22 protein-coding genes and 1 riboswitch are annotated in these 22,894 nt (G+C 50.6%); of the genes, 9 read left to right on the forward strand and 13 right to left on the reverse strand.

Annotation, left to right across the window (positions count from 1 at the left end):
- Nucleotides 1-63 precede the first annotated feature (63 nt).
- From CLV36_RS05500 to CLV36_RS05530, 6 genes are all read left to right on the forward strand, one after another.
- Nucleotides 64-1,668: an alkaline phosphatase family protein gene (locus tag CLV36_RS05500; RefSeq protein WP_106341992.1), complete on the forward strand. Its 1,605-nt coding sequence runs from the start codon at nt 64-66 to the stop codon at nt 1,666-1,668.
- Between the two features lie 92 nt (nt 1,669-1,760).
- On the forward strand, nt 1,761-2,507 hold the full coding sequence (locus CLV36_RS05505; protein WP_123827419.1) for a hypothetical protein: 747 nt from the start codon (nt 1,761-1,763) through the stop codon (nt 2,505-2,507).
- Between the two features lie 159 nt (nt 2,508-2,666).
- A complete protein-coding gene (locus tag CLV36_RS05510; RefSeq protein WP_102991951.1) occupies nt 2,667-2,972 on the forward strand; it encodes a winged helix-turn-helix transcriptional regulator in 306 nt (101 codons plus the stop codon).
- A gap of 36 nt (nt 2,973-3,008) precedes the next feature.
- Complete coding sequence (locus CLV36_RS05515; protein ID WP_102991950.1) at nt 3,009-3,251, forward strand: DNA alkylation repair protein; 243 nt, start codon at nt 3,009-3,011, stop codon at nt 3,249-3,251.
- Nucleotides 3,252-3,448: 197 nt separating this feature from the next.
- Nucleotides 3,449-4,990 (forward strand): fumarate hydratase, encoded by a 1,542-nt coding sequence (locus CLV36_RS05520; protein WP_106341993.1) that lies wholly within the window; start codon nt 3,449-3,451, stop codon nt 4,988-4,990.
- 281 nt (nt 4,991-5,271) lie between these two features.
- On the forward strand, nt 5,272-6,177 hold the full coding sequence (locus tag CLV36_RS05530; protein ID WP_106341995.1) for a DUF1002 domain-containing protein: 906 nt from the start codon (nt 5,272-5,274) through the stop codon (nt 6,175-6,177).
- Nucleotides 6,178-6,290: 113 nt separating this feature from the next.
- Here CLV36_RS05530 and sdhB read toward each other — a convergent pair whose 3' ends face one another.
- The 7 genes from sdhB to CLV36_RS05565 all read right to left on the reverse strand — a co-directional run bounded on the left by sdhB (nt 6,291) and on the right by CLV36_RS05565 (nt 14,096).
- A complete protein-coding gene (sdhB, locus tag CLV36_RS05535; protein WP_022735927.1) occupies nt 6,291-7,043 on the reverse strand; it encodes a succinate dehydrogenase iron-sulfur subunit in 753 nt (250 codons plus the stop codon).
- On the reverse strand, nt 7,040-8,797 hold the full coding sequence (gene sdhA, locus CLV36_RS05540) for a succinate dehydrogenase flavoprotein subunit (RefSeq protein ID WP_106341996.1): 1,758 nt from the start codon (nt 8,795-8,797) through the stop codon (nt 7,040-7,042). The genes sdhB and sdhA overlap by 4 nt, the downstream gene beginning before the upstream one ends.
- Nucleotides 8,798-8,812: 15 nt before the next feature.
- Complete coding sequence (locus CLV36_RS05545; RefSeq protein ID WP_106341997.1) at nt 8,813-9,463, reverse strand: succinate dehydrogenase cytochrome b558 subunit; 651 nt, start codon at nt 9,461-9,463, stop codon at nt 8,813-8,815.
- A gap of 298 nt (nt 9,464-9,761) precedes the next feature.
- The gene (locus CLV36_RS05550) at nt 9,762-10,769 is read right to left on the reverse strand and encodes an ABC transporter ATP-binding protein (protein WP_106341998.1); all 1,008 of its coding nucleotides are present in this window, start codon (nt 10,767-10,769) and stop codon (nt 9,762-9,764) included.
- Between the two features lie 12 nt (nt 10,770-10,781).
- Nucleotides 10,782-11,705 carry an ABC transporter permease gene (locus tag CLV36_RS05555; RefSeq protein WP_106341999.1) on the reverse strand — a complete coding sequence of 308 codons (924 nt, stop codon included), beginning with the start codon at nt 11,703-11,705 and terminating at the stop codon, nt 10,782-10,784.
- Between the two features lies 1 nt (nt 11,706).
- Nucleotides 11,707-12,621 carry an ABC transporter permease gene (locus CLV36_RS05560; RefSeq protein WP_146130601.1) on the reverse strand — a complete coding sequence of 305 codons (915 nt, stop codon included), beginning with the start codon at nt 12,619-12,621 and terminating at the stop codon, nt 11,707-11,709.
- Between the two features lie 245 nt (nt 12,622-12,866).
- Entirely contained in the window at nt 12,867-14,096 is a 1,230-nt protein-coding gene (locus CLV36_RS05565; RefSeq protein WP_022735923.1) for an aspartate kinase, read from the reverse strand.
- A gap of 223 nt (nt 14,097-14,319) precedes the next feature.
- Nucleotides 14,320-14,506: riboswitch (Lysine riboswitch) on the reverse strand.
- A gap of 157 nt (nt 14,507-14,663) precedes the next feature.
- Here CLV36_RS05565 and CLV36_RS05570 point away from each other — a divergent pair.
- Both CLV36_RS05570 and CLV36_RS05575 read left to right on the forward strand, forming a co-directional pair.
- Nucleotides 14,664-15,443 (forward strand): RNA ligase family protein, encoded by a 780-nt coding sequence (locus CLV36_RS05570; protein ID WP_022735921.1) that lies wholly within the window; start codon nt 14,664-14,666, stop codon nt 15,441-15,443.
- The gene (locus CLV36_RS05575; protein WP_022735920.1) at nt 15,436-16,533 is read left to right on the forward strand and encodes an AAA family ATPase; all 1,098 of its coding nucleotides are present in this window, start codon (nt 15,436-15,438) and stop codon (nt 16,531-16,533) included. Before CLV36_RS05570 ends, CLV36_RS05575 begins: the two co-directional genes overlap by 8 nt.
- 33 nt (nt 16,534-16,566) lie before the next feature.
- Here the strand turns inward: CLV36_RS05575 and CLV36_RS05580 are convergent, their stop codons facing one another.
- Entirely contained in the window at nt 16,567-16,890 is a 324-nt protein-coding gene (locus CLV36_RS05580; RefSeq protein ID WP_022735919.1) for an SCP2 sterol-binding domain-containing protein, read from the reverse strand.
- Nucleotides 16,891-17,022: 132 nt separating this feature from the next.
- Between CLV36_RS05580 and CLV36_RS05585 the strand changes: the two genes are divergently transcribed.
- On the forward strand, nt 17,023-17,199 hold the full coding sequence (locus CLV36_RS05585; RefSeq protein ID WP_022735918.1) for a twin-arginine translocase TatA/TatE family subunit: 177 nt from the start codon (nt 17,023-17,025) through the stop codon (nt 17,197-17,199).
- Nucleotides 17,200-17,206: 7 nt separating this feature from the next.
- On the opposite strand, the gene CLV36_RS05590 is transcribed toward CLV36_RS05585, so the two are convergent.
- The 5 genes from CLV36_RS05590 to uvrC form a co-directional block, all read right to left on the reverse strand.
- Nucleotides 17,207-18,727, reverse strand: a complete 1,521-nt coding sequence (locus tag CLV36_RS05590) for a phytoene desaturase family protein (RefSeq protein ID WP_106342000.1) — start codon at nt 18,725-18,727, stop codon at nt 17,207-17,209.
- A complete protein-coding gene (locus CLV36_RS05595) occupies nt 18,688-19,455 on the reverse strand; it encodes a lysophospholipid acyltransferase family protein (protein WP_106342001.1) in 768 nt (255 codons plus the stop codon). The genes CLV36_RS05590 and CLV36_RS05595 overlap by 40 nt, the downstream gene beginning before the upstream one ends.
- A 5-nt stretch (nt 19,456-19,460) precedes the next feature.
- A complete protein-coding gene (locus tag CLV36_RS05600) occupies nt 19,461-20,117 on the reverse strand; it encodes a TetR/AcrR family transcriptional regulator (RefSeq protein WP_181352839.1) in 657 nt (218 codons plus the stop codon).
- A 227-nt stretch (nt 20,118-20,344) separates the two neighbouring features.
- A complete protein-coding gene (locus tag CLV36_RS05605; RefSeq protein ID WP_054095476.1) occupies nt 20,345-20,839 on the reverse strand; it encodes a DnaD domain protein in 495 nt (164 codons plus the stop codon).
- Between the two features lie 119 nt (nt 20,840-20,958).
- Entirely contained in the window at nt 20,959-22,740 is a 1,782-nt protein-coding gene (uvrC, locus tag CLV36_RS05610) for an excinuclease ABC subunit UvrC (protein WP_054095477.1), read from the reverse strand.
- Between the last annotated feature and the right edge of the window lie 154 nt (nt 22,741-22,894).

Raw genomic sequence — 22,894 nt, forward strand, 5'->3', positions numbered from 1 at the left:
CATAAAAAAACCGGTTCCATGGCACATTAAGGGTTGAATCTGCGAAAACAGAGGTTGAAACATATGATATGGATAGGGTTAATTGGTTTGCTTATCATCTTGTTTTTCATTCTGATTGGATACACGGGCTCTCAGGCTTCCCGCAACAAAGAAACATTTGCTAACAAGGAGGCGTTGGCGGCGGCGCCGGTGAAACCCATCATCTTATTGATCATTGATTCCTTGATGGATGCACCGTTGCGTGAAGCCATACAACTGGGCAAAACGCCCGCGCTCCGGTTCCTCAAAGAGCGGGGCCAATACCATCCCCGGGTGGTGACTTCGTTTCCCAGCATGTCGGTCTCCATTGACTCGACTTTGCTGACGGGCACCCCTCCCAATCAGCATCAGATATACGGATTGGTCTACATGGACCCACAAGAACAGCGCATGGTCAATTTCGGCACCGGTTTAAAGGAAACGTTGAAGTTCGGTACACGCACTGTATTAAAAGACAGTCTGCAACGTTTGAATCAAGTCTGTCTTAACCCAGATGTAAAAACGATTCATGAAGCGTTCGACGGGCCGACCGCTTCCATCAATGCCTTGATCTATCGCGGTCCCCACCAACAAACGCTGACCGCGCCCTGGCTAGGCCGACTCTTTCGCCTCATGCCCAAAACGATTGCCACGATGGCTACCCGTTATTTTTCGTTTGGCGCTATGGCCAAGATCGATCACAACAGCAGACCGACGGGTCCTTTGAGCCGCTTCGGCTTCCATGACACCTTCACGCGCAATGAAATTTCCCACCTGCTGGAATCCGGCCAATTGCCCCCTTTCACCATCGCTTATTTTCCTCGCAACGATGACTATGTGCATCAAAAAGGAACATCGGAGATCAAGGGGATTGTGAAAGCCGATGAGGAATTGCAAGCGTTGTTAAATCTGTTTCCCAGCTGGGATGAAGCGGTGGATGACGTGATCTGGATTGTCATGGGAGACAGCGGGCAAGTACCCATCATCCCCAACCGCAAAGAAGCATATATCGATCTGCGCAAAAGCTTGCATACGTACCGCATCATGCCCATCAAACAGAAAAAGCCACGTCCCGATGATCAGCTCGTCATCTGTTGCAATGAGCGGATGGCTTATATCTATGTATTGGACGAACAGCTCGATCTCGCGGAAGTGATCACCACGCTCAAGCAAGAGCCCAAACTGGATATCATCGCTTGGAATGATCAAGGCCGCGTTTCCTGCGTAAGTGGCCAAATGGAGGGCCACCTAAGCTTTAAAGAAGGCGGTTCCCTCGCCGATGAGTATGATCAAACGTGGGATTTGATCGGCGATTTGGTTATTCTCGATTTGAGCGTAGATGATCAGAATCGGATTACGTATGGCATCTTCCCCGACGTATTAGCCCGGTTGGGCGGGGTGATGGACACATCAGAGCGAGTGATTGTGGTGACGGTATCACCTGGATATGAAATGGTCAGTGAAGCATCGCCCACTCACAGCGGAGCCTCCCACGGTTCTCTGCATCATCTGGACTCCCTAGTGCCGATGATCATCTGCGGCACTGACTCCTGCCCCTCCTATATGCGGGTGATTGATTTGAAGCCTTGGCTGCTCAATTTGTTAACCACTCCTCGCAAGCAAAAAAAGGAAAACGCACAGAATCCATGACGCTAGCTCATGGATTCTTTGTCCAGTTTGGGAATGAGTCAAGCCCTTGTCGACATAGAAGTGAGATAAACATGTCGAAATGGGGAAAAAGCATGAAAACAAATGCAGTCAAACCGTTTCGCAAGCCATTGGCAGAGATTCATCTTGACCGTCATTGGCCGTCTGTGGACCCACAAACGCTCTTCCAACTTGAATTGAAGCAAGATGAGTATTATGAGCACATTCCCCCCGACGCACTCCCCTATTATGTGGAGCAAGCCATGAAGAAAGGGCAAACCGTAGCTTCCCTCCACGGCCGCCCACTGTCGTTGCGGACATTGCTGAACCAGTTGCTGAAAGAAGGCGTTTGCATTCGTTTTCGGGATGCGCACCCCCATGACCCCTTTATTCGCGCGCAATACAGAAAAAAGCCAAAAACGATCGAAATCTACCGACGCTCACTCCAACAGATCGACCAATTTTTTGATGCCATGGGCGAATCCGTGGCTGAAGAGGAAATCATGTTGCTTCATTTGTACCACGAGTGGTTCCATCATTTAGAGGAAACGCGGTGTGGACGGACCGACGCTGACCTAGACAAAGTCGTGGTCAAACAGATTGGACCTTTTAAACGGCGGAAAGGGATTTTGCGGACAAGAGAGATCGCCGCGCATACATTTACCCAATCGGTCATGAAACTTCCTTGGTCCCCTCTGCTCTTGGATTATTTATTGGATTTCCAGCAGCGCGGATGGTCCAAAACGGAAATCCGCGAACACTTTCAAAGCCTGAAACAATCACCCCCACCAAATCCCCCTCCCCCATCGCCGTCAGAACATGTTACAATCAACAATAATTAGCATGCGCGGCACCATCACGAGCATGGACCCTACCGACAGATCCATGCTCCCCTCTCTTACAACCACCTGCGAGCCGTCAGGAAAAAATCGAAAATGATGTCATAGACAGATGCCAAGCATCCACAAGATTTGTTAAGATATGAAGAGAGGTGAAACAAAATGGATCGTTGCATCTGCCCCAAATTCGAATCGGCTATTGAAATATTGGCCAAAAAATGGACAGGTTTGATCATTCGTGTGTTGCTTGAAAAAACAAGTCGTTTTCGCGATATAAGAGAACAAATCCCATTGATGAGCGAACGGATGTTGGCAGAACGCCTGAAAGAGTTAGAAGCCCACGGGATTGTTGAACGAACCGTTTATCCCGAAACGCCTGTGCGAATTGAATACGCCCTCACCGAAAAAGGGGAAGCCCTCGCTCCGGTGATCGACTCAATCCAAAACTGGGCGGAAGAATGGATCTAAACCGTTTGGGGCAAGGTAAGGATGGAGGTGTCTAAGGTGTCGTATCCTTATCTTTGTCCCGTGTGCGGTACCAACCGCAGTCGGTTTAACATCATCGAACAAATCCCATTTGCCGTGAAAAAAGATGCCCGCTCAGGCATCATCACTGAGCGAGTGCCGGAAGGCGACCCCTTGCACCATCACTACCGCGGTGATGAATATCGCGTGCAATGCGGCATTTGCGGAGTAATCGAAAATGAACAAGTGTTTATTAAAAGCGCCCAACGCAACCCGTTGTGACCATCGGGTGTTTTATTCATGTATCAGCCGTTATTCAAACCGTTTATACCCGTTCTGACGTGACAGGACGGGTATTTATTCTTTTTTAGTTGACGCAATTTTCAGACATTGCGAGCGGATGAGAAAAATGGCAACACCCGTTATAATATAAAAGAGAAGCGATCCAAATAACCATGTGGAATAAAAGAGGGGTTACCATGCAATCTTTTAAAGACTCGATTTTAAAGCTAATCACCGAAACATCAACCAACTTGCCACCCGATGTGCGCTACGCCATCCAGGAGGCTCGGTTGCGTGAAGATGCCGGCACACGCTCGGCACTGGCGCTTGGCACCATCACCGACAATATCAAAAGGGCAGAAGAGAACGTATCCCCCATCTGTCAAGATACCGGGATGCTTACATTTAAAATTAAAGCACCGGTTGACGCCAACCAAATCGAAATGGCTAAACAGATTCGCCAAGCCGTAAAAGAGGCAACCCAATTGGGGAAACTACGCCCCAACTCCGTCGATTCGCTCACAGGTGAAAACAGCGGTGACAACCTGGGTGAGGGTGTGCCGGTGATCCACTTTGAGCAATGGGAAAACGATTACATTGATGTGCGCCTGATTTTAAAAGGCGGCGGATGTGAAAACAAAAACATTCAATACAGCCTCCCTTGTGAATTGGAAGGCTTGGGTCGGGCTGGTCGTGACTTGGACGGCATCCGCAAGTGTATCCTGCATGCTGTGTATCAAGCGCAGGGTCAAGGATGCAGTGCCGGGTTTATCGGCGTTGGCATCGGAGGGGACCGCACGACTGGTTATGAGCTGGCGAAAAAACAACTGTTCCGTTCTGTAACCGATACCAATCCGAATCCTGATCTGGCTCGCCTGGAAGAGTACATTATGGAAAAAGCCAATACCCTGAGCATCGGAACCATGGGATTTGGCGGCAACACAACGCTTTTGGGTTGCAAGATTGGCTCCATGCACCGGATTCCGGCTAGTTTCTATGTTTCCGTCGCATACAATTGTTGGGCTTTCCGTCGCCAAGGCGTCACCATCGATCCGGAGACAGGAGCCATCCGGGATTGGATTTACACTGATGACGCGGTACCGGCTGATGCAAAAGACGCATCCGTTGTCGAAACCGCCGAGGAAAAGCTGGGCGGACGTCAAGTTGTCCTTACCACGCCGATCACCGAAGAGCAGATCCGCGATTTGAAAGTCGGGGATATTGTAGTGATCAATGGGTTGATCCATACCGGACGGGATGCGTTGCATAAACACCTGATGGATCATGATTCCCCGGTTGATTTGAATGGCGGCGTCATTTACCACTGCGGCCCTGTAATGCTTAAAGATGCGGATGGCAAATGGAACGTGAAAGCAGCCGGACCTACCACCAGCATCCGTGAAGAGCCTTACCAAGGCGACATCATCAAGAAGTTCGGCATCCGGGCTGTAATCGGGAAAGGTGGCATGGGTGCGAAAACCTTAGCAGCGTTAAAAGAGCATGGCGCTGTCTATCTCAATGCGATCGGTGGGGCAGCCCAGTACTACGCGGAATGCATTGAGAACGTGGATGGCGTTGACTTCATGGAGTTTGGTATACCGGAAGCGATGTGGCACCTGCAAGTCAAAGATTTTGCAGCGATTGTTACCATGGATGCCCATGGCAACAGTTTGCACGCCGATGTGGAGAAAACCTCCCTCGACAAATTGGCGGAATTAAAAGAGCCTGTCTTCAAATAAACTGTCGCCCTGTCACGCCATCTTTCACGACAATGTGACAGGGCTTTTTATCTTCTCTTAAACAAAGCCAAACGATCCCCAGCAATACCCGCTCCAATTTCATCATCACTGACCTGTACTGGAGCAATTTGATCCAGTTTGGTAATTTACCTACTTTTTTACTGTTCACAGATGCGACAATACACGATACAATAAAATCTGATATGGACTTTCGACCTTTGGCAACTTCATCCATTGCCGGAGGCGATTCTTTTCTCTTCTATAAGGGGGTTTCATTTCTAATGAAACATTTGAAGAAATTTAGCTTGCTGGCCTTGGCTATGCTTACGGCCGTTGCGCTCGCCTTGCCGCTTAGCGCATCCGCCGACGCCATCGCCGGTCAAACTGTGGTGACGTTGGGTAAAGACCTGACAGGAACCCAACGCGATGCCATCTTGAAAGAGATGGGCGTTGACGAAACGCAGGCGAAAATCATCGAAGTCACAAACCAAGAAGAATATCAGTACTTGGGGAAATACTTGAAAGCGGATGTTATCGGTCGTCATGCTCTGTCTTCCGCTAAAATCGTCTTGACTGAATCCGGTAAAGGCATCTCGGTGAAAACCAACAACATCTCCACCATCACCGACAGCATGTACGCGAACGCAGCCATTACCGCGGGTATCAAAGATGCGGACATCTATGTAACCGCACCGATCCGTGTATCCGGCACCGCCGGCTTGACCGGGATCATCAAGGCCTTTGAAACGGCCACAGGCAAAAAGATCGATGAAAACACCAAGCAAGTGGCCAACGAAGAGATCGTTCGCACGCAAGAGCTTGCCCAAGAATTGGGCGACTCAAATAAAGCCGTGCAATTCATCAATGCCGTGAAACAGGAAGTGGCGCAAGAAAAACCACAGACTCCCGAGGAATACAGAGATATCATCATCAACGTTTCCAACGATTTCAATATTAATTTGAACGAACAAACCATCAACCAATTGATCCAATTCTCTCAGCACTTCAGCTCTTTGAACATTGATTGGGACCAACTCGCCCAACAATTTGAAAGCTTGCGCGGGGACATCAAAAACATTTTGAATGCCGAAGTAACTCAAGGCTTTTTTGACACCATTTTTGAATGGTTAGGCGACTTGTTTAGCGCGATCGGTGACTTCTTCACCTCCGCGTCTTCACAAAAATAAACTTTGGCATTTTAAACACAGAACCGACTTAAAAAGTCGGTTCTGTTTTTTTTGATCCCATTTTGTTATCCAAACAAAAATACTGCCGGCTTTAACAACCGGCAGTCAGTGCATTAATTGGATAGCCACTTTTTGAACATATGAACCGTTGCATCCCGGTTGCTCTTGGCAATCGCTGTCGTGAGCGGAATCCCTTTGGGGCAAGCTTGCACACAGTTTTGCGAGTTCCCGCACTCTTGCAACCCGCCGTCATCCAACAGCGCTTCCAGTCGCTCTTCTTTGTTCATCGCCCCAGTCGGATGGGAGTTGAACAGTTGTACTTGACCCACGACAAACGGGCCGACGAAGTTGGATTTGGTGTTTACGTTAGGACATGCTTCCAAGCATACGCCACAGGTCATGCACTTGGACAATTCATAACGCCATTGTCGATCATTTTCAGCGATACGCGGACCAGGTCCCAGATCATGGGTGCCATCGATCGGAATCCAAGCTTTCACCCGCTTCAGGGCGTTGAACATCCGGCTGCGATCCACAACCAGGTCGCGAATCACAGGGAACGTGCGCATCGGCTCAATGCGAATCGGTTGTTCCAACCGGTCGACAAGCGCCGTGCACGCTTGGCGTGGCTTCCCATTGATGACCATGGAGCAGGCACCACACACCTCTTCCAAGCAGTTAGATTCCCACTGAACCGGCGCGACTTTTTCACCTTTCGCATTAACGGGGTTCCGTTGGATCTCCATCATCGCAGAGATCACGTTCATGTTTTTGCGATAAGGGATTTTAAACTCTTCTTTATACGGTTGGCTGTCTGGACCATCTTGACGTGTCACAATCAGCTGCACATATTGTTGCTCACTCATTTTTTGTCCCCTCCCTTATCCACATCGTAACGGCGCGGACGGGGTTTAATCAGAGAAGTGTCAACCGGCTCATACTCGAACACCGGACCGTCAGGGGTGAATTTCGCTTTGGTCGTTTTCAACCATTCTTCGTCATTGCGATCCGGGAACTCCGGTTTGTAGTGTGCCCCACGGCTTTCGTTACGATGGTATGCGCCAAGCGTGATAACACGCGCCAATTGCAGCATGTTCCACAGGTGGCGAGTGAACGGCGCCGCTTGGTTGCTCCATTTGCTGGTGTCGATCATGTTGATATTTTGGTACCGCTCCATCAATTCTTGGATTTTTTCATCCGTTTTCTTCAGACGGTCATTGTAGCGAACCACCGTTACGTTGTCCGTCATCCATTCACCCAGCTCTTTGTGCAACGCATAAGCGTTCTCGTTTCCGTCCATCTTCAGGATATTTTCGTACTTCTCTTCTTCCAGCTTTTGCTGTTGGTCAAAGATGTCCGTGTTGAGCGAATCGACATGTTTGTCCAGTCCGCGCACATATTCAATCGCTTTCGGTCCAGCAACCATACCACCGTAAATGCAGGACAAGAGGGAGTTCGCACCCAGGCGGTTCGCACCGTGGTATTGATAGTCACATTCACCCGCAGCGAACAATCCGGGGATGTTGGTCATTTGGTCATAGTTGACCCACATGCCGCCCATGGAATAGTGTACGGCCGGGAAGATTTTCATCGGAACTTTGCGTGGATCTTCACCCATGAATTTCTCATAGATTTCAATGATCCCACCCAGCTTGATATCCAATTCCTTCGGATCTTTGTGGGACAAATCAAGATAAACCATGTTCTCCCCGTTGATCCCAAGCTTATCGTCTACACACACTTTGAAGATGGCGCGGGTAGCGATATCGCGTGGTACCAAGTTCCCATAAGCTGGGTACATCTCTTCGAGGAAATACCATGGTTTGCCGTCTTTATAAGTCCAGACGCGGCCACCTTCACCACGAGCCGATTCGGACATCAGGCGGAGTTTGTCATCTCCAGGAATCGCGGTTGGATGCACTTGAATAAACTCACCGTTGGCGTAATAAACCCCTTGCTGGTACACAGCAGCCGCCGCCGTTCCGGTGTTAATCATGGAGTTAGTGGACTTACCGAAGATGATACCAGGTCCTCCTGTCGCCAAGATCACCGCATCGGCAGGGAAAGCGACGATTTCGCCACTGCGCAGGTTTTGCGCGACGATCCCGCGGCAACGTCCTTCATCATCTTTGACAATGCTCAAGAACTCCCAGTTTTCATACTTGGACACTTTACCTTCAGATTCATAGCGACGTACTTGTTCATCCAACGCATAAAGCAATTGTTGCCCTGTGGTGGCACCTGCAAAAGCGGTGCGGTGGTGCTTCGTTCCCCCGAAACGGCGGAAGTCGATCAACCCTTCCGGCGTGCGGTTGAACGGAACCCCCATGCGGTCCATCAGATAAATGATCCCGGGCGCGGCTTCACACATCGCTTTGACCGGTGGTTGGTTGGCGAGGAAGTCGCCTCCATAAATGGTGTCGTCAAAGTGTTCCCATGGGGAATCCCCTTCCCCTTTGGTGTTTACCGCACCGTTGATGCCGCCCTGTGCGCACACAGAGTGAGAGCGTTTCACCGGTACGATGGAAAATAGTTGGACGTGGGCTCCAGCCTCAGCTGCCTTGAGCGTTGCCATCAAGCCAGCCAGACCCCCACCGACAACGATTAGTTTTTCATTCATGAGAAAAGCTCCCTTCTAATGCTGTGCCATTTGACCCATAAAGTCAGATTGCGCGAAGGCCAACAGCGCAGAAATGCCGAGATAAGAAACAAGGACAAACACAACCGCCCACACATAGGAAGAGACGCGTTGCGCGCGCGGCCCCACTGTCACACCCCAAGTAATGAGGAACGTCCACATACCATTGGAGAAGTGGAAAACAGCCGCAACCAGACCGATCAAATACAACGCCAAATTGACTGGATTTTGCAGGATATCGTGCGTCAAATTGGCAAGCTGGGTAGCGTTCATGTCATAAAGCGCCACTTGCACGCGAGTCTCCCATACATGCCACACGACATAAATGAGGGTGGCGACACCTGTGATCCGTTGCAAGGTGAACATCCAGTTGCGAAACGTATTAAAGTTGCCGACATTGTTTTTGGCTTGCAAAGCAATATACAGACCATAGACGCCATGGTAAAGGAGCGGCAAGAAAATAAAAAAGATTTCCAGAACAGTGATGAACGGGATCCCCCAAATCCATTCCACCTGTTCAACAAATGCTTGTGCCCCTTTGGTAGCAGCATAGTTGGTAAATAAATGTTCCACCAAAAAAAAGCCCACCGGTATCACGCCTAGCAAAGAGTGTAACCGACGGTTGAAGAAACTGCGTTCTCTGCTCATCATTTGCCTCCAATCTTGGACATAGTCGCAGTAGAGTCAGTGGGTTTCAGCACTCTCTCAAACTGCTGACAGAAAAGTTGAGAAAGGGGTTTCAACTCGCTATTTATTTTACTCCCATCCGGATGGGGGCGTCAAGGAATGTCAACCTTCCTCTCTTTGCTTAAGCCGCCCGGAATGCGCTTTACCTCCCGCTTTCGTCGACCACATCCGCCAATTCGGGACCAGGTGCAATCTCATGGGGGAAAACGCAAGAAACTCCCTCCAGCAAAAGCGGGGGAGTTTCTTGCGTAGCGATCGCCTACCAAGCAAATGGCTGATCCATCTCCACTGGCGGCGCTTCGGGGTCTTCCAGCCAGCACTTGACTTGATGGGTATCCGACAGCCGGGTCTCCGGAGGCGCTTCTTCAAAACAGACATGCATCGCGTAGGGGCAACGGTCAGCAAATGGACATCCTTGCGGCGGTTCATACAAGTCGGGTGGCGATCCTGGGATGGGTTGCAACTCTCGATCCCGCGGCTGATCCAACCTCGGCATCGACTGCAACAACCCCCACGTATACGGGTGACGGGCCTGACGGAAACATTCATTGACTGTTCCCGTTTCCACAACTTGTCCGCCGTACATCACACAGACGCGATCAGCCGTTTCAGCCACCACGCCTAGATCGTGCGTAATCAGGATGATAGAAGTTCCCGTCTCCTCTTGCAACATTTTCATCAATTCCAGGATTTGCGCCTGAACCGTCACATCCAAGGCCGTGGTCGGCTCATCCGCAATCAGCACCTTCGGGTTGAGGGCCAAGGCCATCGCGATCATCACCCGTTGCCTCATCCCTCCGCTGAATTCATGCGGGTATTGCTCCAATCTGCGTTCGGCTTGCGCAATACCTACCCGTTTCAACATCTCGGCCGCACGCGCTTTGGCCTCAGCCGTTCCCATCTTCCGGTGCCAGCGAAGCCCCTCGATGATTTGCTCGCCGACTTTCATCGTCGGATTGAGGGAAGTCATGGGGTCCTGAAATATCATCGCGATTTCCGCGCCGCGGATGCGAAACATCCCCTTCTCTTCCATCCGCGTCAACTCAATGCCATCATAGCAGATCTCCCCGCCCTTGATCCGGCCCGGGTGTTGGAGCAGCCGCATCACAGCCAAGGCCGTCACGCTCTTTCCGCTTCCCGACTCCCCTACAATCGCCAACGTTTCCCCGCGGGCCAGCGAAAAAGAAACGCCTCGCACCGCTTGCACTTCCCCTTTGTCCAGCTGAAAAGACACTTCTAATCCGTTTACTTCAAGCAGCTTCTCCACCTTTTTCCCCCCTTATTTACGCAATTTCGGATCAAGTGCGTCGCGCAACCCATCCCCAAACGCATTGAAAGCCAACATGGTCAGGCACAGGAACAATGCCGGGAAAAAAAGGCGCCACCATTCCCCTGACAACACTGTTACCAGCGCATCATTGATCATCGTGCCCCAACTGGCTACAGGCGCTTGCACTCCCAACCCCAAAAAGCTTAAAAACGCTTCTGCAAAAATGGCGCTTGGCACGGTCAGCGTCAACATGATCAGGATGGGCCCCATCGCGTTTGGTATCAGGTGTTTGACCAGCAGACGGGAAGTGGAGGCCCCCAGCGCTTGTGCGGCCAGCACATACTCCTGTTGTTTCAGCTGAAGCACTTGTCCCCGCACGAGCCGCGCCATGTTCAACCAACCAGTCACAGTGAGCGCGAGAATAATCGTCCCCAATCCCGGCGGCAAGATAACCATGAGCAAAATCACAGTCAATAGATAAGGAAGGCCCCACAGGACATCCACTATCCTCATCATCACTTCATCCATCCGGCCACCGCGAAGCCCGGCAATGCCGCCATAAACCACGCCGATGCCCATGTCGATCATAGCGGCCGCCAATCCGATTGTGAGTGAAATGCGCCCACCTTCGCACACCCGCACAAACACATCTCGCCCCAAATCATCCGTACCAAACCAATGCTCAGCCGACGGCGGCAAATTGCGACCCGTTTGCAGGTTTTGCTCATTGTATTCATATTCGGACAGCATCGGGCCGACAATTGAAAGGATCGCGATCAAGACAATGGTAATGAGACCCGCCATAGCTAACGCGTTTTGTCGCAACCGTCGCCAACTCTCCCGCCAATACGACACCCGGGGGCGGCGGATCGCCTCCATCGCCGGCCTTGAACGGCTCACACGCTGAAAACGGGGATGATACACCGGTTCCATGTCACTTGCCTCCTTTGGCCAACTGAATCCGTGGGTCAATCCAGCCATAAGCCAGATCAACCAGGAAATTGACGATAATCAACAGCGAAGAGTAGAACAGGGTGATTCCCATGATCAAAGGATAGTCACGGTTGGTGATGCTCTCCACAAAATACTTGCCAATGCCCGGTATGGAAAAAATGCTCTCAACCACAAAACTGCCCGTCAACACCCCGACCGTGAGCGGTCCCAACACGGTGACCACAGGTAAAATCGCGTTGCGGATCGTATGGCGGACGATCACGAACAAGGGTGGCAACCCTTTGGCTCTGGCCGTACGCACATAATCTTGCGTCAAGACCTCGACCATGCTCGACCGCATCAACCGAGTCACGCTAGCTAGAGGGAACGCGGCCAGCGCGATTGTTGGCATCACAGTAGACGCGAACCCTTCCCACGTGGCCACCGGCAAAAGCTCCCACTCGACCCCCAAATATTTTTGCAGTATCGGGGCCAGCACAAAGCTAGGCACAGAGATCCCCAACACCGCCACCAGCATGGAGAAATAGTCCAGCAACCTGTTTTGCCTAAGCGCGGCCAAGACGCCCAAAGCAAGACCCGCCACAACAGCTACCAACAACGCTTGCGCCCCCAGCTGGGCCGAGACAGGAAAGCCTTCCGCCACAATCTCATTGATCGTGCGGGTTTCATATTTGAAGGAAGGGCCCAAATCCAGCAATACCAGATTTTTCATATAATGGACATACTGAACGGGCAGCGGATCGTCCAATTGGTAATAAGCATACAGATTACGCAACACTTCTTCGGGAAGCTTCTTTTCATTGCTGAACGGATCGCCTGGAATCGCTTTCATCATAATGAATGTGACCGTCGCGATCACCCAGAGTGTCAACACCATCTGTAACAATCGGGACATCACATATTTGACCAACACCAACCCCCCCTAAAACAAAGATAGATAGATCGATTCAATTATTTTAATCATCACCTAAATAATGATTTTCAGTCAATAAATAATTTTATCATTAATCAGTTTATTATAACTCCACTTAGCTTTGCTCAGCGGAATGGGGATACTTATCTACTCCGGTCTATTATATGAGATGAAATGACAGAATAGAAAAGGCAGTCCGCCCTCCCCAGACAGACTGCCTCGCTTGTCTACACCTTCACTTCGATCCGGTCTAGGCCAAACGCCGAATGTAGGCGGCGCGCCCCTTCCAGAGCCTGCTCCCGCTCCACCACGCAGGAAATTTTAATCTCGGAAGTGGAAACCATCTTCACCCGAATGCCTGCTTCACTTAACGTGGCAAACATTTTGGCCGCTACGCCCGGGCGAGCCATCATTCCCACGCCCACCGCGGAAACCTTGGCCAATCCCCCTTCATACAAAATCTTGGCAAAGTCCAACTCACTTTGCGCCGCCTCCAATACCTGCCGCGCTTCCAAACCTTCTTCTTCATTCACACTGAAAGCCACATCAACCCGTTCATGATCATGTTCGCTCTGGACGATGATGTCCACATTGATGTGTGCCTCGGCCAACAATCCAAACAGCCGCGTCAACGTTTCTTCATGATTCGGCAATCCCAACACCTTGATTCGTGCCACTTGCAGGTCGTGTGCGATGCCGCTGACATGATGCGAGGTTTCCATCTCATTTTCCCCCTTAATCCAAGTGCCCGACTCATTGACAAAGCTAGAGCGCACCACTAATTTCACCTTGTTCCGCAACGCGGCCTCCACCGAACGGGGATGAAGCACGCCCGCCCCCAAGTGGGCCAGCTCCAACATCTCTTCGTATGAAATCTCGTCCATCTTCTGCGCCGCCGGAATTACGCGGGGATCTGCCGTATACACGCCTTCGACATCTGTGTAGATTTCGCAATAATCAGCTCCCAGCGCAGCCGCCAATACAACGGCCGTCGTATCTGAGCCGCCCCTTCCCAATGTCGTGATCTCCCGTTGAGAAGAAATCCCTTGAAACCCGGCGACGACCACAATTTCCCCTTGATCCAACGCCGTAGTGATCGTCTCCGTGTCCACATCATGAACCATCGCCCGGCCATGGACACAATCGGTGGTAATCCCTGCTTGCCAGCCAGTGAGCGAACGAGCTTTCATTCCTTTCCGATGCAAGGCCATGGTTAATAACGCGATGCTCACTTGTTCACCTGTCGCAAGCAACATATCCATCTCACGGGGAGAAGGGTGTGGATGGATCTCTTTGGCCATCCCAACCAATTGATCCGTGGATTTTCCCATCGCCGACACCACTGCCACACAACGCTTCCCTTGTTCATAGGTACGAGCTATGATCTCTGCCACGGCTTGAATCCGTTCAATGCTTCCTACCGAGGTACCGCCAAACTTTTGCACCACGATGCTCATGCTTACTCTCCTCTCGATTCTGCATAGCCGGCTGGGGCCTGACTGGCAAAGCAAACTGACCCCTAAAAGCGGCGGACAAACCGGTTTTCCATAAACCGATGGCTTAAAAACCGCAGATATGAATCAGACATGACCCAGAAAGGCCTGTAAAAAAACAGAAAAGGCCACAGCAGAGAATCGCTCGCTGTCGCCTTTGTTTTTTTTGCTCCAGCTCGCTCATCTACTGCGGATTAGCGCTTCACAAAAGCAACCCATGTACTTTTGTGACAGTCCTGTTCCTGTTCGGATACAGTCCCAGCCTGCTTTCTGTCGGGTCTTCCAGCAAACTTCGGCGGTGTTTCCCTTTCCTTGTCCATCAACGGCCCGTCCTCCGAACAAGTACTCATGAAACCCGCGCCTCTACTCCACAATGAGTGGCGAGAATTCAAATAAAATATTAATTTTTATGATATTAACATAGCTCGATCCAAGTTGGCAAGGGCAAAAAAACATTTGCGCAAGACATTTTCACACTGATTCTTTATGATTAACATATAAATCCAAAATGTATTTGAAAGGATGAAGCAGATGATCAAATATCCTCGCACACGCCATTTGTCGGGGTCAGGACTACAACCCGGCGATGAAGACCTAAACATTGCAGCTTATAAGGAACTGATCGGACGGCATATAGTCATCGAAGAGAAGATGGACGGGTCCAACACAGGCATCCGTTTTACCTCGGACGGCTCCTTGCTATTGCAAAGCCGTGGGCATTACCTGACGGGCGGCCCCCGAGAGCGGCAATTCACCTTGTTCAAAAGCTGGACTCATCACCATGCCCCTGCGCTTTGGGATTTGCTCAGCGACCGATATATCATGTACGGCGAATGGATGTATGCCAAACACACCATCTTTTACACCGACTTGCCCCATTATTTTTTGGAGTTTGATATTTACGACACACAAGCCGGCGCCTTCCTTTCCACGGCCAAACGGCGGGAATTCTTGGCCAAAGCGCCTTTTATTGTTTCAGTGAGAGTCTTGTATGAAGGCATCGCTGCCAGAAAAAACACCTTACCGGATTGGATCGCTCCTTCCCCGTTCATTGCCACAGACCATATGGAGAAACTGAGGCAACTTGCCGACCGATTGGGACTGCAACCCGAACTGGCTTGGCGGGAAACGGACCCTTCCGGATTGATGGAGGGTTTGTATATAAAAGTGGAAGAGGGCGATTTTGTGCAAGACCGGTACAAGTGGGTGCGTTCCGACTTTTTGCAAACCATCATCGATTCTGAATCCCACTGGATGAACCGGCCACTCATTCCCAACCAATTGCGGAAAGGAGTGAATCTTTTTGATTGATTCCGTGCCATTTAACCGCCAGCAAGCTCTTGATCAATTCCCTTGGTTGCAAGCACTCAGCCACGTGAACCAAGATCCACATTATCATGGGGAAGGCGATGTGCTAACCCACACATGGATGGTGGTGGATGAACTTCGCCGGCTCCCCGCGTGGCAATCCTTGGCGCCGGCTGAGCAATCCTTGTTGCTAAAGGCCGCCTTGTTTCATGATATCGGTAAAGAGGCATGCACAAAGATCGGCGACGACGGCCGCATCCATGCTCCTAATCATGCCAAAGTCGGAGCCCAGATCGTGCGGGAGAAAATGCAGACCCTGCCGCTTCAAGAGCGGGAGATGTTGGTGCAACTCGTCCGACATCACGGCTTGCCACTGTGGTTTTTTGAAAAGCCTGACCCCGAGAAGGCGGTGGTTGGCGCCAGCTGGCAGATCCGCCTCGATTGGGTTGCCATGTTGGCCGAAGCTGATGTGCGCGGGCGAATTTGCCCAGACCAAGCGGAATTATTGGAGCGGATCGCCTATTTCCGCCAATACGCCACCGAACTGGGCTGTTACACACAACCCAAACCCTTCGCCAACAACCATACGCGCTTCCGTTATTTTCGCAGTGACCACCTGCGAATCGACGACGTGCTATATGACGATACTGACTTTGAAGTGATCATGATGTCTGGATTGCCCGGAGCGGGCAAAGACACTTGGATCAGCTTAAATCATCCGGATCTCCCAGTCGTTTCTTTGGATCGCATTCGGCATGAACGCCGCATCCCCCCTACAGCCAATCAGGGGGAAGTGGTTCGCCTTGCCAAAGAAGAGGCCAAATACTTGCTGCGACGAAAACAACCATTTATCTGGAACGCCACCAATCTCACTCGGCATTTGCGAGATCCACTTGTTGATCTATTCGCTTCCTATGGTGCGCATGTTAGCATCGTGTATATCGACGCGCCGCTTACGCTGTTATTGTCCCGCAATCGCAACCGAAAACAGGCCGTTCCTGAAGCAACGATCCGCAAGCTGATGCAAAAGTTAGAAGTTCCTACAGCCGAAGAAGCGCACCAGGTACGGTGGATTGAAAACAAAAAAGCCTGACTCCCTATGGAAGCCAGGCTTCTCTTTCACCCGTTAGCTGGCATAATACTTTAATACCTTTTGCAAGCGGAGCGCAGCTTCAATCGAGCCTTTTACTTTCAGCTTGCCCATCATCACCGCTGTCGTCGCTCCCAGTTTTCCCGTGACAAGCTTCAGCAAATCCTCATCTTTGATCTGCAACGAACAAGTGGGCTCCCATTTGTTTCCTTCGGCCCACTCCGCTTTTCCATCTGCAAACCGCACCTGATACGTCCCACTGGTCACTTCCAACTGATATACATCGTTCAAATGACTGATTCCCGTTGGATCTTGATTGATTTTCTCCGCCAATGAAGTGAAAACCTGGATTAGTTCCACACCTGCCACTCCTTTTTGTCATGATAAATTGATTATAATGCAAAAAAAGCTTTACTTGGCATCTTTCTGGCGAAGCGATATAATGGCTAAAGAACAGACCAGGCTAATTTTAGCCTGTTGGAGCGTGAAAATATGTTCAGTAGTATCGGTTTACCCGGACTTATTGTCATCCTCGTTGTCGCCCTGCTTTTGTTCGGGCCAAAAAAATTGCCCGAATTGGGACGCGCAACTGGACAAACTTTAAAAATGTTCCGCGATGCAGTATCCGGTAAAGACGATTCCAAAGAGAAAAAAGAGGATAAATCATGACGCAAGCTCACCCCAAACGGGTGAGCTTGCTCTCTTTTCTCTCTTCTTCCAGCTTGATGAGCTGAGCGGTATGCAGCCCGCTGATCGCCGCCATCGCTTGATCCCCTCCCGGATACGCTCCAGCTCCTGCATAATACAACCCTTGCCGCTTGCGATCCTTGAGCGGTTGGCGAATCGCCGCGCGAAACCCATGAAAAGCACGTCCATTCAACGCTCCACCATAAGCCCCCGTCATTTCCTGCAAATCAAGGGGACCCAACCACTGCTCTACTTCGATCTGCTCACTCAGCCCTTGCAGACCCCAAACCCGTTCCAGCAAGTACAAAAGTCGCTCGCGGTACAATTCAAACTGGCCCGGCTTCAGCCCGAAGCTGGCTGGCACCTGAGCAGTGACACACAGATTGCAACCTGCGCTGGTGCGATCCGCTTCATACAAACAGGGGTTCCCCACATAAATCAGAGGGGCGTCAGGCCATTCCCGCTGTTCAAACAAATCAATATAGTACCGCTCCATCTCACGCGGATAAAAATAATTATGATAATGCAACACAGGATACGTTTCTTTGCAACCAAGCAAACCCACGACCTGTGAACAGCTGAGTTGCCTCATATCTGGCGTGTATTGCTCATCCTTCAACAACGACACCCTCGTTTGGATGGGATCGATGCAAGACACCACTATGTCTGCCTCCCATTTTTCCCCGCCTGCATCTACACCTGTCACTTTGCGGTCAGACCACAGGATTTCATCCACAGCGCATCCCGTGTGCAACTCCACACCCCGCGACTGCGCCAAGCGCACCAACGCCTCAATCAACCGCTCATTCCCGCCTTCGACGTAAGATACTCCCTGCACCAATTCCAAGTAGGCGAACATCGCCACCACCGCAGGCGCCTTATAGGGGGAAGAGCCAACATAGGTTGCATAACGGTTCATCATCGCCAGCATGCGGGCGTCGTCGAAAAAGCGCCGATGAAAAGCATCCAGCGGCTGCAACAGCTTCATCTTCCATGTCGATTTCACCGCTCCCGGTCGGAGCAGATCTGTCCAACCCACTGTCGGACTGGCTAAGAGCGTTTCTTCCACCCACTCGTATATGGTTTGTGCCGCATACAGATAGTCCAAAAAACCGGTGCGGTTTTCCGGTGAAAATCCCGTCAGTTGATCCGCCATCGCCTCGCCATCTGCAGTTAAATCAACAATCGACTTATTGTAGAAAAAGTGCCGGCTGTTTACTGGCAAGGGAATGAACCGCAGCGAAGGGTCAACCACTGAGCCAGCTTCCCGAAAGATGCGTTCAAACACCCATGGCATCATCATCGGCGCCGGCTCCAAATCAAATTGATACCCTCCTCCCAATTGGATTGCGCGGCACGATCCGCCCACCTTGCTTTCTTTTTCAAACAGGGACACCTTGAAATCCATCGTGGCCAATTTGATCGCCGTCACCAAGCCGGCCAAGCCGCCACCAATGATGATCGCTTTTTTCATTGCTGTGATCGCCCTTTCTTCCATCTTCGCCACCATTGGCTGGCCTGCTTCAGTCCGTCCCGCGCGCGATTCCACTGTTCCGGAAATGATGAGAAGCCCTGCCAAGCCAGCTCGAAACCGGTGAGCCGGTTGGCAATCACCCCTTCACGCATAGCATCCAGTTCTAGCGCCAACTCCCTTTCACAGGCGGCGACCCATTGCCGACGATGGCCTTTGGTAAATGTCTCCGGCAACAATGGATCTGCAAGGCGGATATAGACATCCGGCCGACTTTGGGTAAATGACGTGTAAATCGCCACCGGAACAACTTGTACCTGCCCGCCTGTTTCAAGCAACGACCCCAGCCCCGGCATGAAGCGGATAGGGCGCGCGTCTTGATGGACGGCTTCTCCTTGGCCCAAAATCCACAACGAACGGAACCGCGAGGACAACAGCTCTTTTCCAGATTCCAGCGCTGACCGCCACTCCTGATAATCATCCGGGTCGACTTCGATGAATCCTTGATCTTTCAATAATGAAAAAAAAGGCCACGCCCGCTCTTGCAGCAGGACATAGGCGTCTTGGCGCAGATATGCGTGATTCAGCCACAACACGAACAACGGATCCCACCAATGGCTATGATTCACCAAATATAAGGTGGGGGTAGACACATTGATGCGTTCCGAACAGTTGACATACATCCGCGCAAAATGACGCCGCAACACACATGTCACCATGGCATGCACAAGCGGCGTAAATCGTTTATTTTTCTCTTCCGCAATCATCCGAGTCACTCCTCTGTCCGCATATGACGCCCTTCTTTGGCAATGCCGTCCATGAACACAGTGACTGCCATCTCCGCTAGCCGGCCGATCTCCTCCGCATCTGTTTCCTTGCGGCAATGTTTCGCCAAAGTATCCAACATCCCCAGCCACAATTCCACCAGCATCGGAATCTGCTCGGCCTGCGCACGCACTTCCCCTTGCTCCACCCCCTCTTGAATCAGATCCTGCAACGGCTTCACGATTGCACGATGCAACGTGAGATGCACGCGTTCGGTCAGGTCAGGACGCAGTTGTTCATCCACGTCGCGCATTAGTGGTTGCATCGACATGGAGGCATAGTGGAAAAAGCCCGTCGCCAAACAAATGAGGCGTTGCCGGACACTTCCCCCTTTTGCGATTCCCCGTTGGATATGCGTCCCAGCCAACTCAAGTTTTTTGCACACCACCGCCGCGAACAATGTCTCTTTGTCAGGAAAATAATGATACAGTGTCGGTTTGGTGATGCCCACGGCGTCCGTTATCATACTGATCGAAACGGCGGCATAACCACTTTTTAAAAACAATCCCGCCGCTTCGCATAAAATCTTCTGTTCAGTGTCCATTGTCCCTTCCAAATCTGAGCGCCTTGGCCTACCCGGCGCCCGCTTTACCCGGTCCTTCAATCTCATACCCCTTTTGATTTGAATTTCAATCCATGTACCATCATACCAATCGCGATCAAAAATACAATCAACTTCTTTTAAGCCGATTCTACACGGTTTCTCCCCTTGTTTCCACCCTGTTTTTTCCAACAAAACAATGAAAAAACGCCTCTTCAAGGAGGCGAAACGCGACCGGCTGACGAGCAATCGTTTAAATATTCCAAATTAACATCCCAAAAAAACCCATTTCATTTCAACCAGTCTGCAACTTGAGACAGACGCCGCTCGATTTGATCTAGCTGTTGGTTCATCAAGTTAAACTTCAAATTCATTTCTTTGCGAAGTTCATGCAATTGTTTGGCGATGAGGGCAATATTGGTTTCCACATATTCCATGTTGTAATCAGCATCGTCCGACACATGCGGGCTGGACTCAGGTTGCCGCTTTTGATACGGTCTCTCCCGCAAATAACGGAATACCTCATGCGCGTTTCGCACACCCACTTCATCCAGCTCCTCAGCCAATTGCAATACATATGTACGAACGATTTTATAATTATTTTCGATGAGACAATACTCGAACAACGCGTTGATGACACCATTAGAAAAAGCGTGTGTCTTCTTCAATTCATATACCAGCTGGACCAACTGTTTGGACAAAGGTTGGCCTCCCGTATATTGGCGCAAAAATTCTACCGGTTCGGTATTCTCCATTTTAAGGATTTGTTTGTCAAGTGCTGTCATAAATACCCTCCCGCATCAGATATGTACCCTCATTATATCAAAAATTGCAAAAGAACGATTATAAATTTGAAAGATACGAACATAAATAAAGCCCTGCCCGACACACTGACCGGGCGGGCTCATGTCTTCACAGGCGCTTTTCGCTTCAGGGCTTCCATAATTGATTGGGCTAATTTGTCACTGATGCCGGCTTTGCGGAATTCTTCTAGGCCGGCTTCGCGCATCTTGTCAATCGATCCGAAATGGCGGAACAATTGTTGCTTGCGCTTCGGCCCCACGCCTGGAATATCGTCCAGCTCGGACTTGATCAATTGTTTGCCACGCGTTTGCCGGTGAAAAGTAATTGCAAACCGGTGCACTTCTTCCTGAATACGTTGAATCAGATAAAACGCTTGGCTCCCTTGTTTGATATCTGTTTCTTGCGGCGGATCTCCAAAAAGCAACCTTGCGGTGCGGTGCTTTTCATCCTTGACCATCCCCCCGACCGGAACATAGAGGCCCAGTTCGTTTTCCAACACATCCAAGGCCGCGTTCATCTGCGTTTTGCCTCCGTCGACTAAAATTAAGTCGGGCAACGGCAAATCTTCCTTCAACACGCGCGTGTATCGGCGGCGAATCACTTCCCGCATCGTCTCCACATCATTGGGCGATTGCACGGAGCGGATTTTGTACTTGCGGTATTCTTTCTTCTCTGGTTTCCCATCGATAAAGCAAACCATCGCCGATACGGGATCAACCCCTTGAATGTTGGAGTTGTCAAATGCCTCAATCCGACGTGGCAAACCGATGCCAAGCGCGTCCCCCAATTGGTTGAGCGCTTGAAACGTCTTCTCTTCATCTCTTTCCATCATCTGAAACCGTTCATGCAAAGCAATTTTGGCATTTTCCATCGCCATTTGCACCAAGTTCTTTTTCATGCCTCGTTGCGGAATGGCTACCCGCACCCCGGAAAGCAATTTTGCAATTGTTTCCCAATCCGTTTCTTGCGGCAAGTCTACTTCTTTAGGGAGGGTGGGCGCTTCATGGTAAAATTGCGCGACATAAGACAAAAAATCTTCCTCCGGTTCATGATAGTGGGGAAACACGGAGACATCACGCTCGATCAGCTTTCCTTGCCGCACATAAAAGACCTGTACGCACATCCAGCCTTTCTCCGCGGCGTATCCAAACACATCGCGATCCACATGGTCATTGAGAATGATATTCTGCTTTTGCATCACCGCATCAATGTCTGCCAGCAGATCGCGAATCTCTTTGGCCCGTTCAAACTCCAGATTCTCAGCCGCCTCTTCCATTTTTCTGCGCAGATCCTGCTTTAATTCAGGGTACCCCCCGTTAAGAAAACGGGTCACTTTGCGTATAATATCTTCGTAAGCTTCCGCTTTTACCTCATATTCACACGGCGCTAAGCATTGGCCCATATGGTAGTACAAACATACCCGTTTAGGGATCGTCTGGCACTTGCGCAACGGGAATAAACGATCCAACAACTTCTTAGCTTGCTGGGCGGCTCCGGCATGAGGATACGGACCGAAATACTTCGAACCGTCCTTTTTCACCTTGCGCGTCACTTCCAAGCGGGGATGCCGCTCTTTGGTCAACCGGATGTATGGATAAGATTTGTCATCCTTTAACATCACGTTGTAACGCGGCCGATGCTTTTTGATCAAGTTGCACTCTAAAATCAAGGCTTCCACCGGCGAGCCGGTCACAATATACTCGAAATCGCAAATATCCATGACCAATCGTTGCGTCTTACCGTCATGGCTGCCTGTAAAATAAGAACGAACCCGGTTTTTTAAACTTTTGGCCTTGCCCACATAAATGATTTCCTGATCACGATTTTTCATCAGGTAACACCCAGGTTGATCCGGCAGCAGGGCCAATTTCTCTTTCAGCATTCCCCTCTCCTCCTTTCCGCGCGGCAGTGCTCTGTCCCATGCATACCAACAGCGGCAAAGGACCGCCCCTGTCGCCGTTTTAAGCCTTCCTCCGGCGATGGCTAGGCTATCTTAGCTCGCTAAAGAAGGCCTAATTTATTATATCAATTTGCGG

It is taken from the genome of Laceyella sediminis, assembly GCF_003003125.1.
In the GTDB taxonomy this organism is placed as follows: Bacteria; Bacillota; Bacilli; order Thermoactinomycetales; family Thermoactinomycetaceae; genus Laceyella; species Laceyella tengchongensis.

Bases quoted from the DNA above. Each gene is read 5' to 3' on its own strand.
- CLV36_RS05560 (WP_146130601.1), bottom strand. From the start codon at position 12,621: ATGTCCCGATTGTTACAGATGGTGTTGACACTCTGGGTGATCGCGACG.
- CLV36_RS05585 (WP_022735918.1), top strand. From the start codon at position 17,023: ATGTTCAGTAGTATCGGTTTACCCGGACTTATTGTCATCCTCGTTGTC.
- CLV36_RS05570 (WP_022735921.1), top strand. From the start codon at position 14,664: ATGATCAAATATCCTCGCACACGCCATTTGTCGGGGTCAGGACTACAA.
- CLV36_RS05505 (WP_123827419.1), top strand. From the start codon at position 1,761: ATGAAAACAAATGCAGTCAAACCGTTTCGCAAGCCATTGGCAGAGATT.
- CLV36_RS05510 (WP_102991951.1), top strand. From the start codon at position 2,667: ATGGATCGTTGCATCTGCCCCAAATTCGAATCGGCTATTGAAATATTG.
- sdhB (WP_022735927.1), bottom strand. From the start codon at position 7,043: ATGAGTGAGCAACAATATGTGCAGCTGATTGTGACACGTCAAGATGGT.
- CLV36_RS05545 (WP_106341997.1), bottom strand. From the start codon at position 9,463: ATGAGCAGAGAACGCAGTTTCTTCAACCGTCGGTTACACTCTTTGCTA.
- CLV36_RS05500 (WP_106341992.1), top strand. From the start codon at position 64: ATGATATGGATAGGGTTAATTGGTTTGCTTATCATCTTGTTTTTCATT.
- CLV36_RS05565 (WP_022735923.1), bottom strand. From the start codon at position 14,096: ATGAGCATCGTGGTGCAAAAGTTTGGCGGTACCTCGGTAGGAAGCATT.
- CLV36_RS05605 (WP_054095476.1), bottom strand. From the start codon at position 20,839: ATGACAGCACTTGACAAACAAATCCTTAAAATGGAGAATACCGAACCG.
- CLV36_RS05590 (WP_106342000.1), bottom strand. From the start codon at position 18,727: ATGGTGGCGAAGATGGAAGAAAGGGCGATCACAGCAATGAAAAAAGCG.
- CLV36_RS05520 (WP_106341993.1), top strand. From the start codon at position 3,449: ATGCAATCTTTTAAAGACTCGATTTTAAAGCTAATCACCGAAACATCA.
- CLV36_RS05530 (WP_106341995.1), top strand. From the start codon at position 5,272: ATGAAACATTTGAAGAAATTTAGCTTGCTGGCCTTGGCTATGCTTACG.
- sdhA (WP_106341996.1), bottom strand. From the start codon at position 8,797: ATGAATGAAAAACTAATCGTTGTCGGTGGGGGTCTGGCTGGCTTGATG.
- CLV36_RS05595 (WP_106342001.1), bottom strand. From the start codon at position 19,455: ATGATTGCGGAAGAGAAAAATAAACGATTTACGCCGCTTGTGCATGCC.
- uvrC (WP_054095477.1), bottom strand. From the start codon at position 22,740: ATGCTGAAAGAGAAATTGGCCCTGCTGCCGGATCAACCTGGGTGTTAC.
- CLV36_RS05555 (WP_106341999.1), bottom strand. From the start codon at position 11,705: ATGGAACCGGTGTATCATCCCCGTTTTCAGCGTGTGAGCCGTTCAAGG.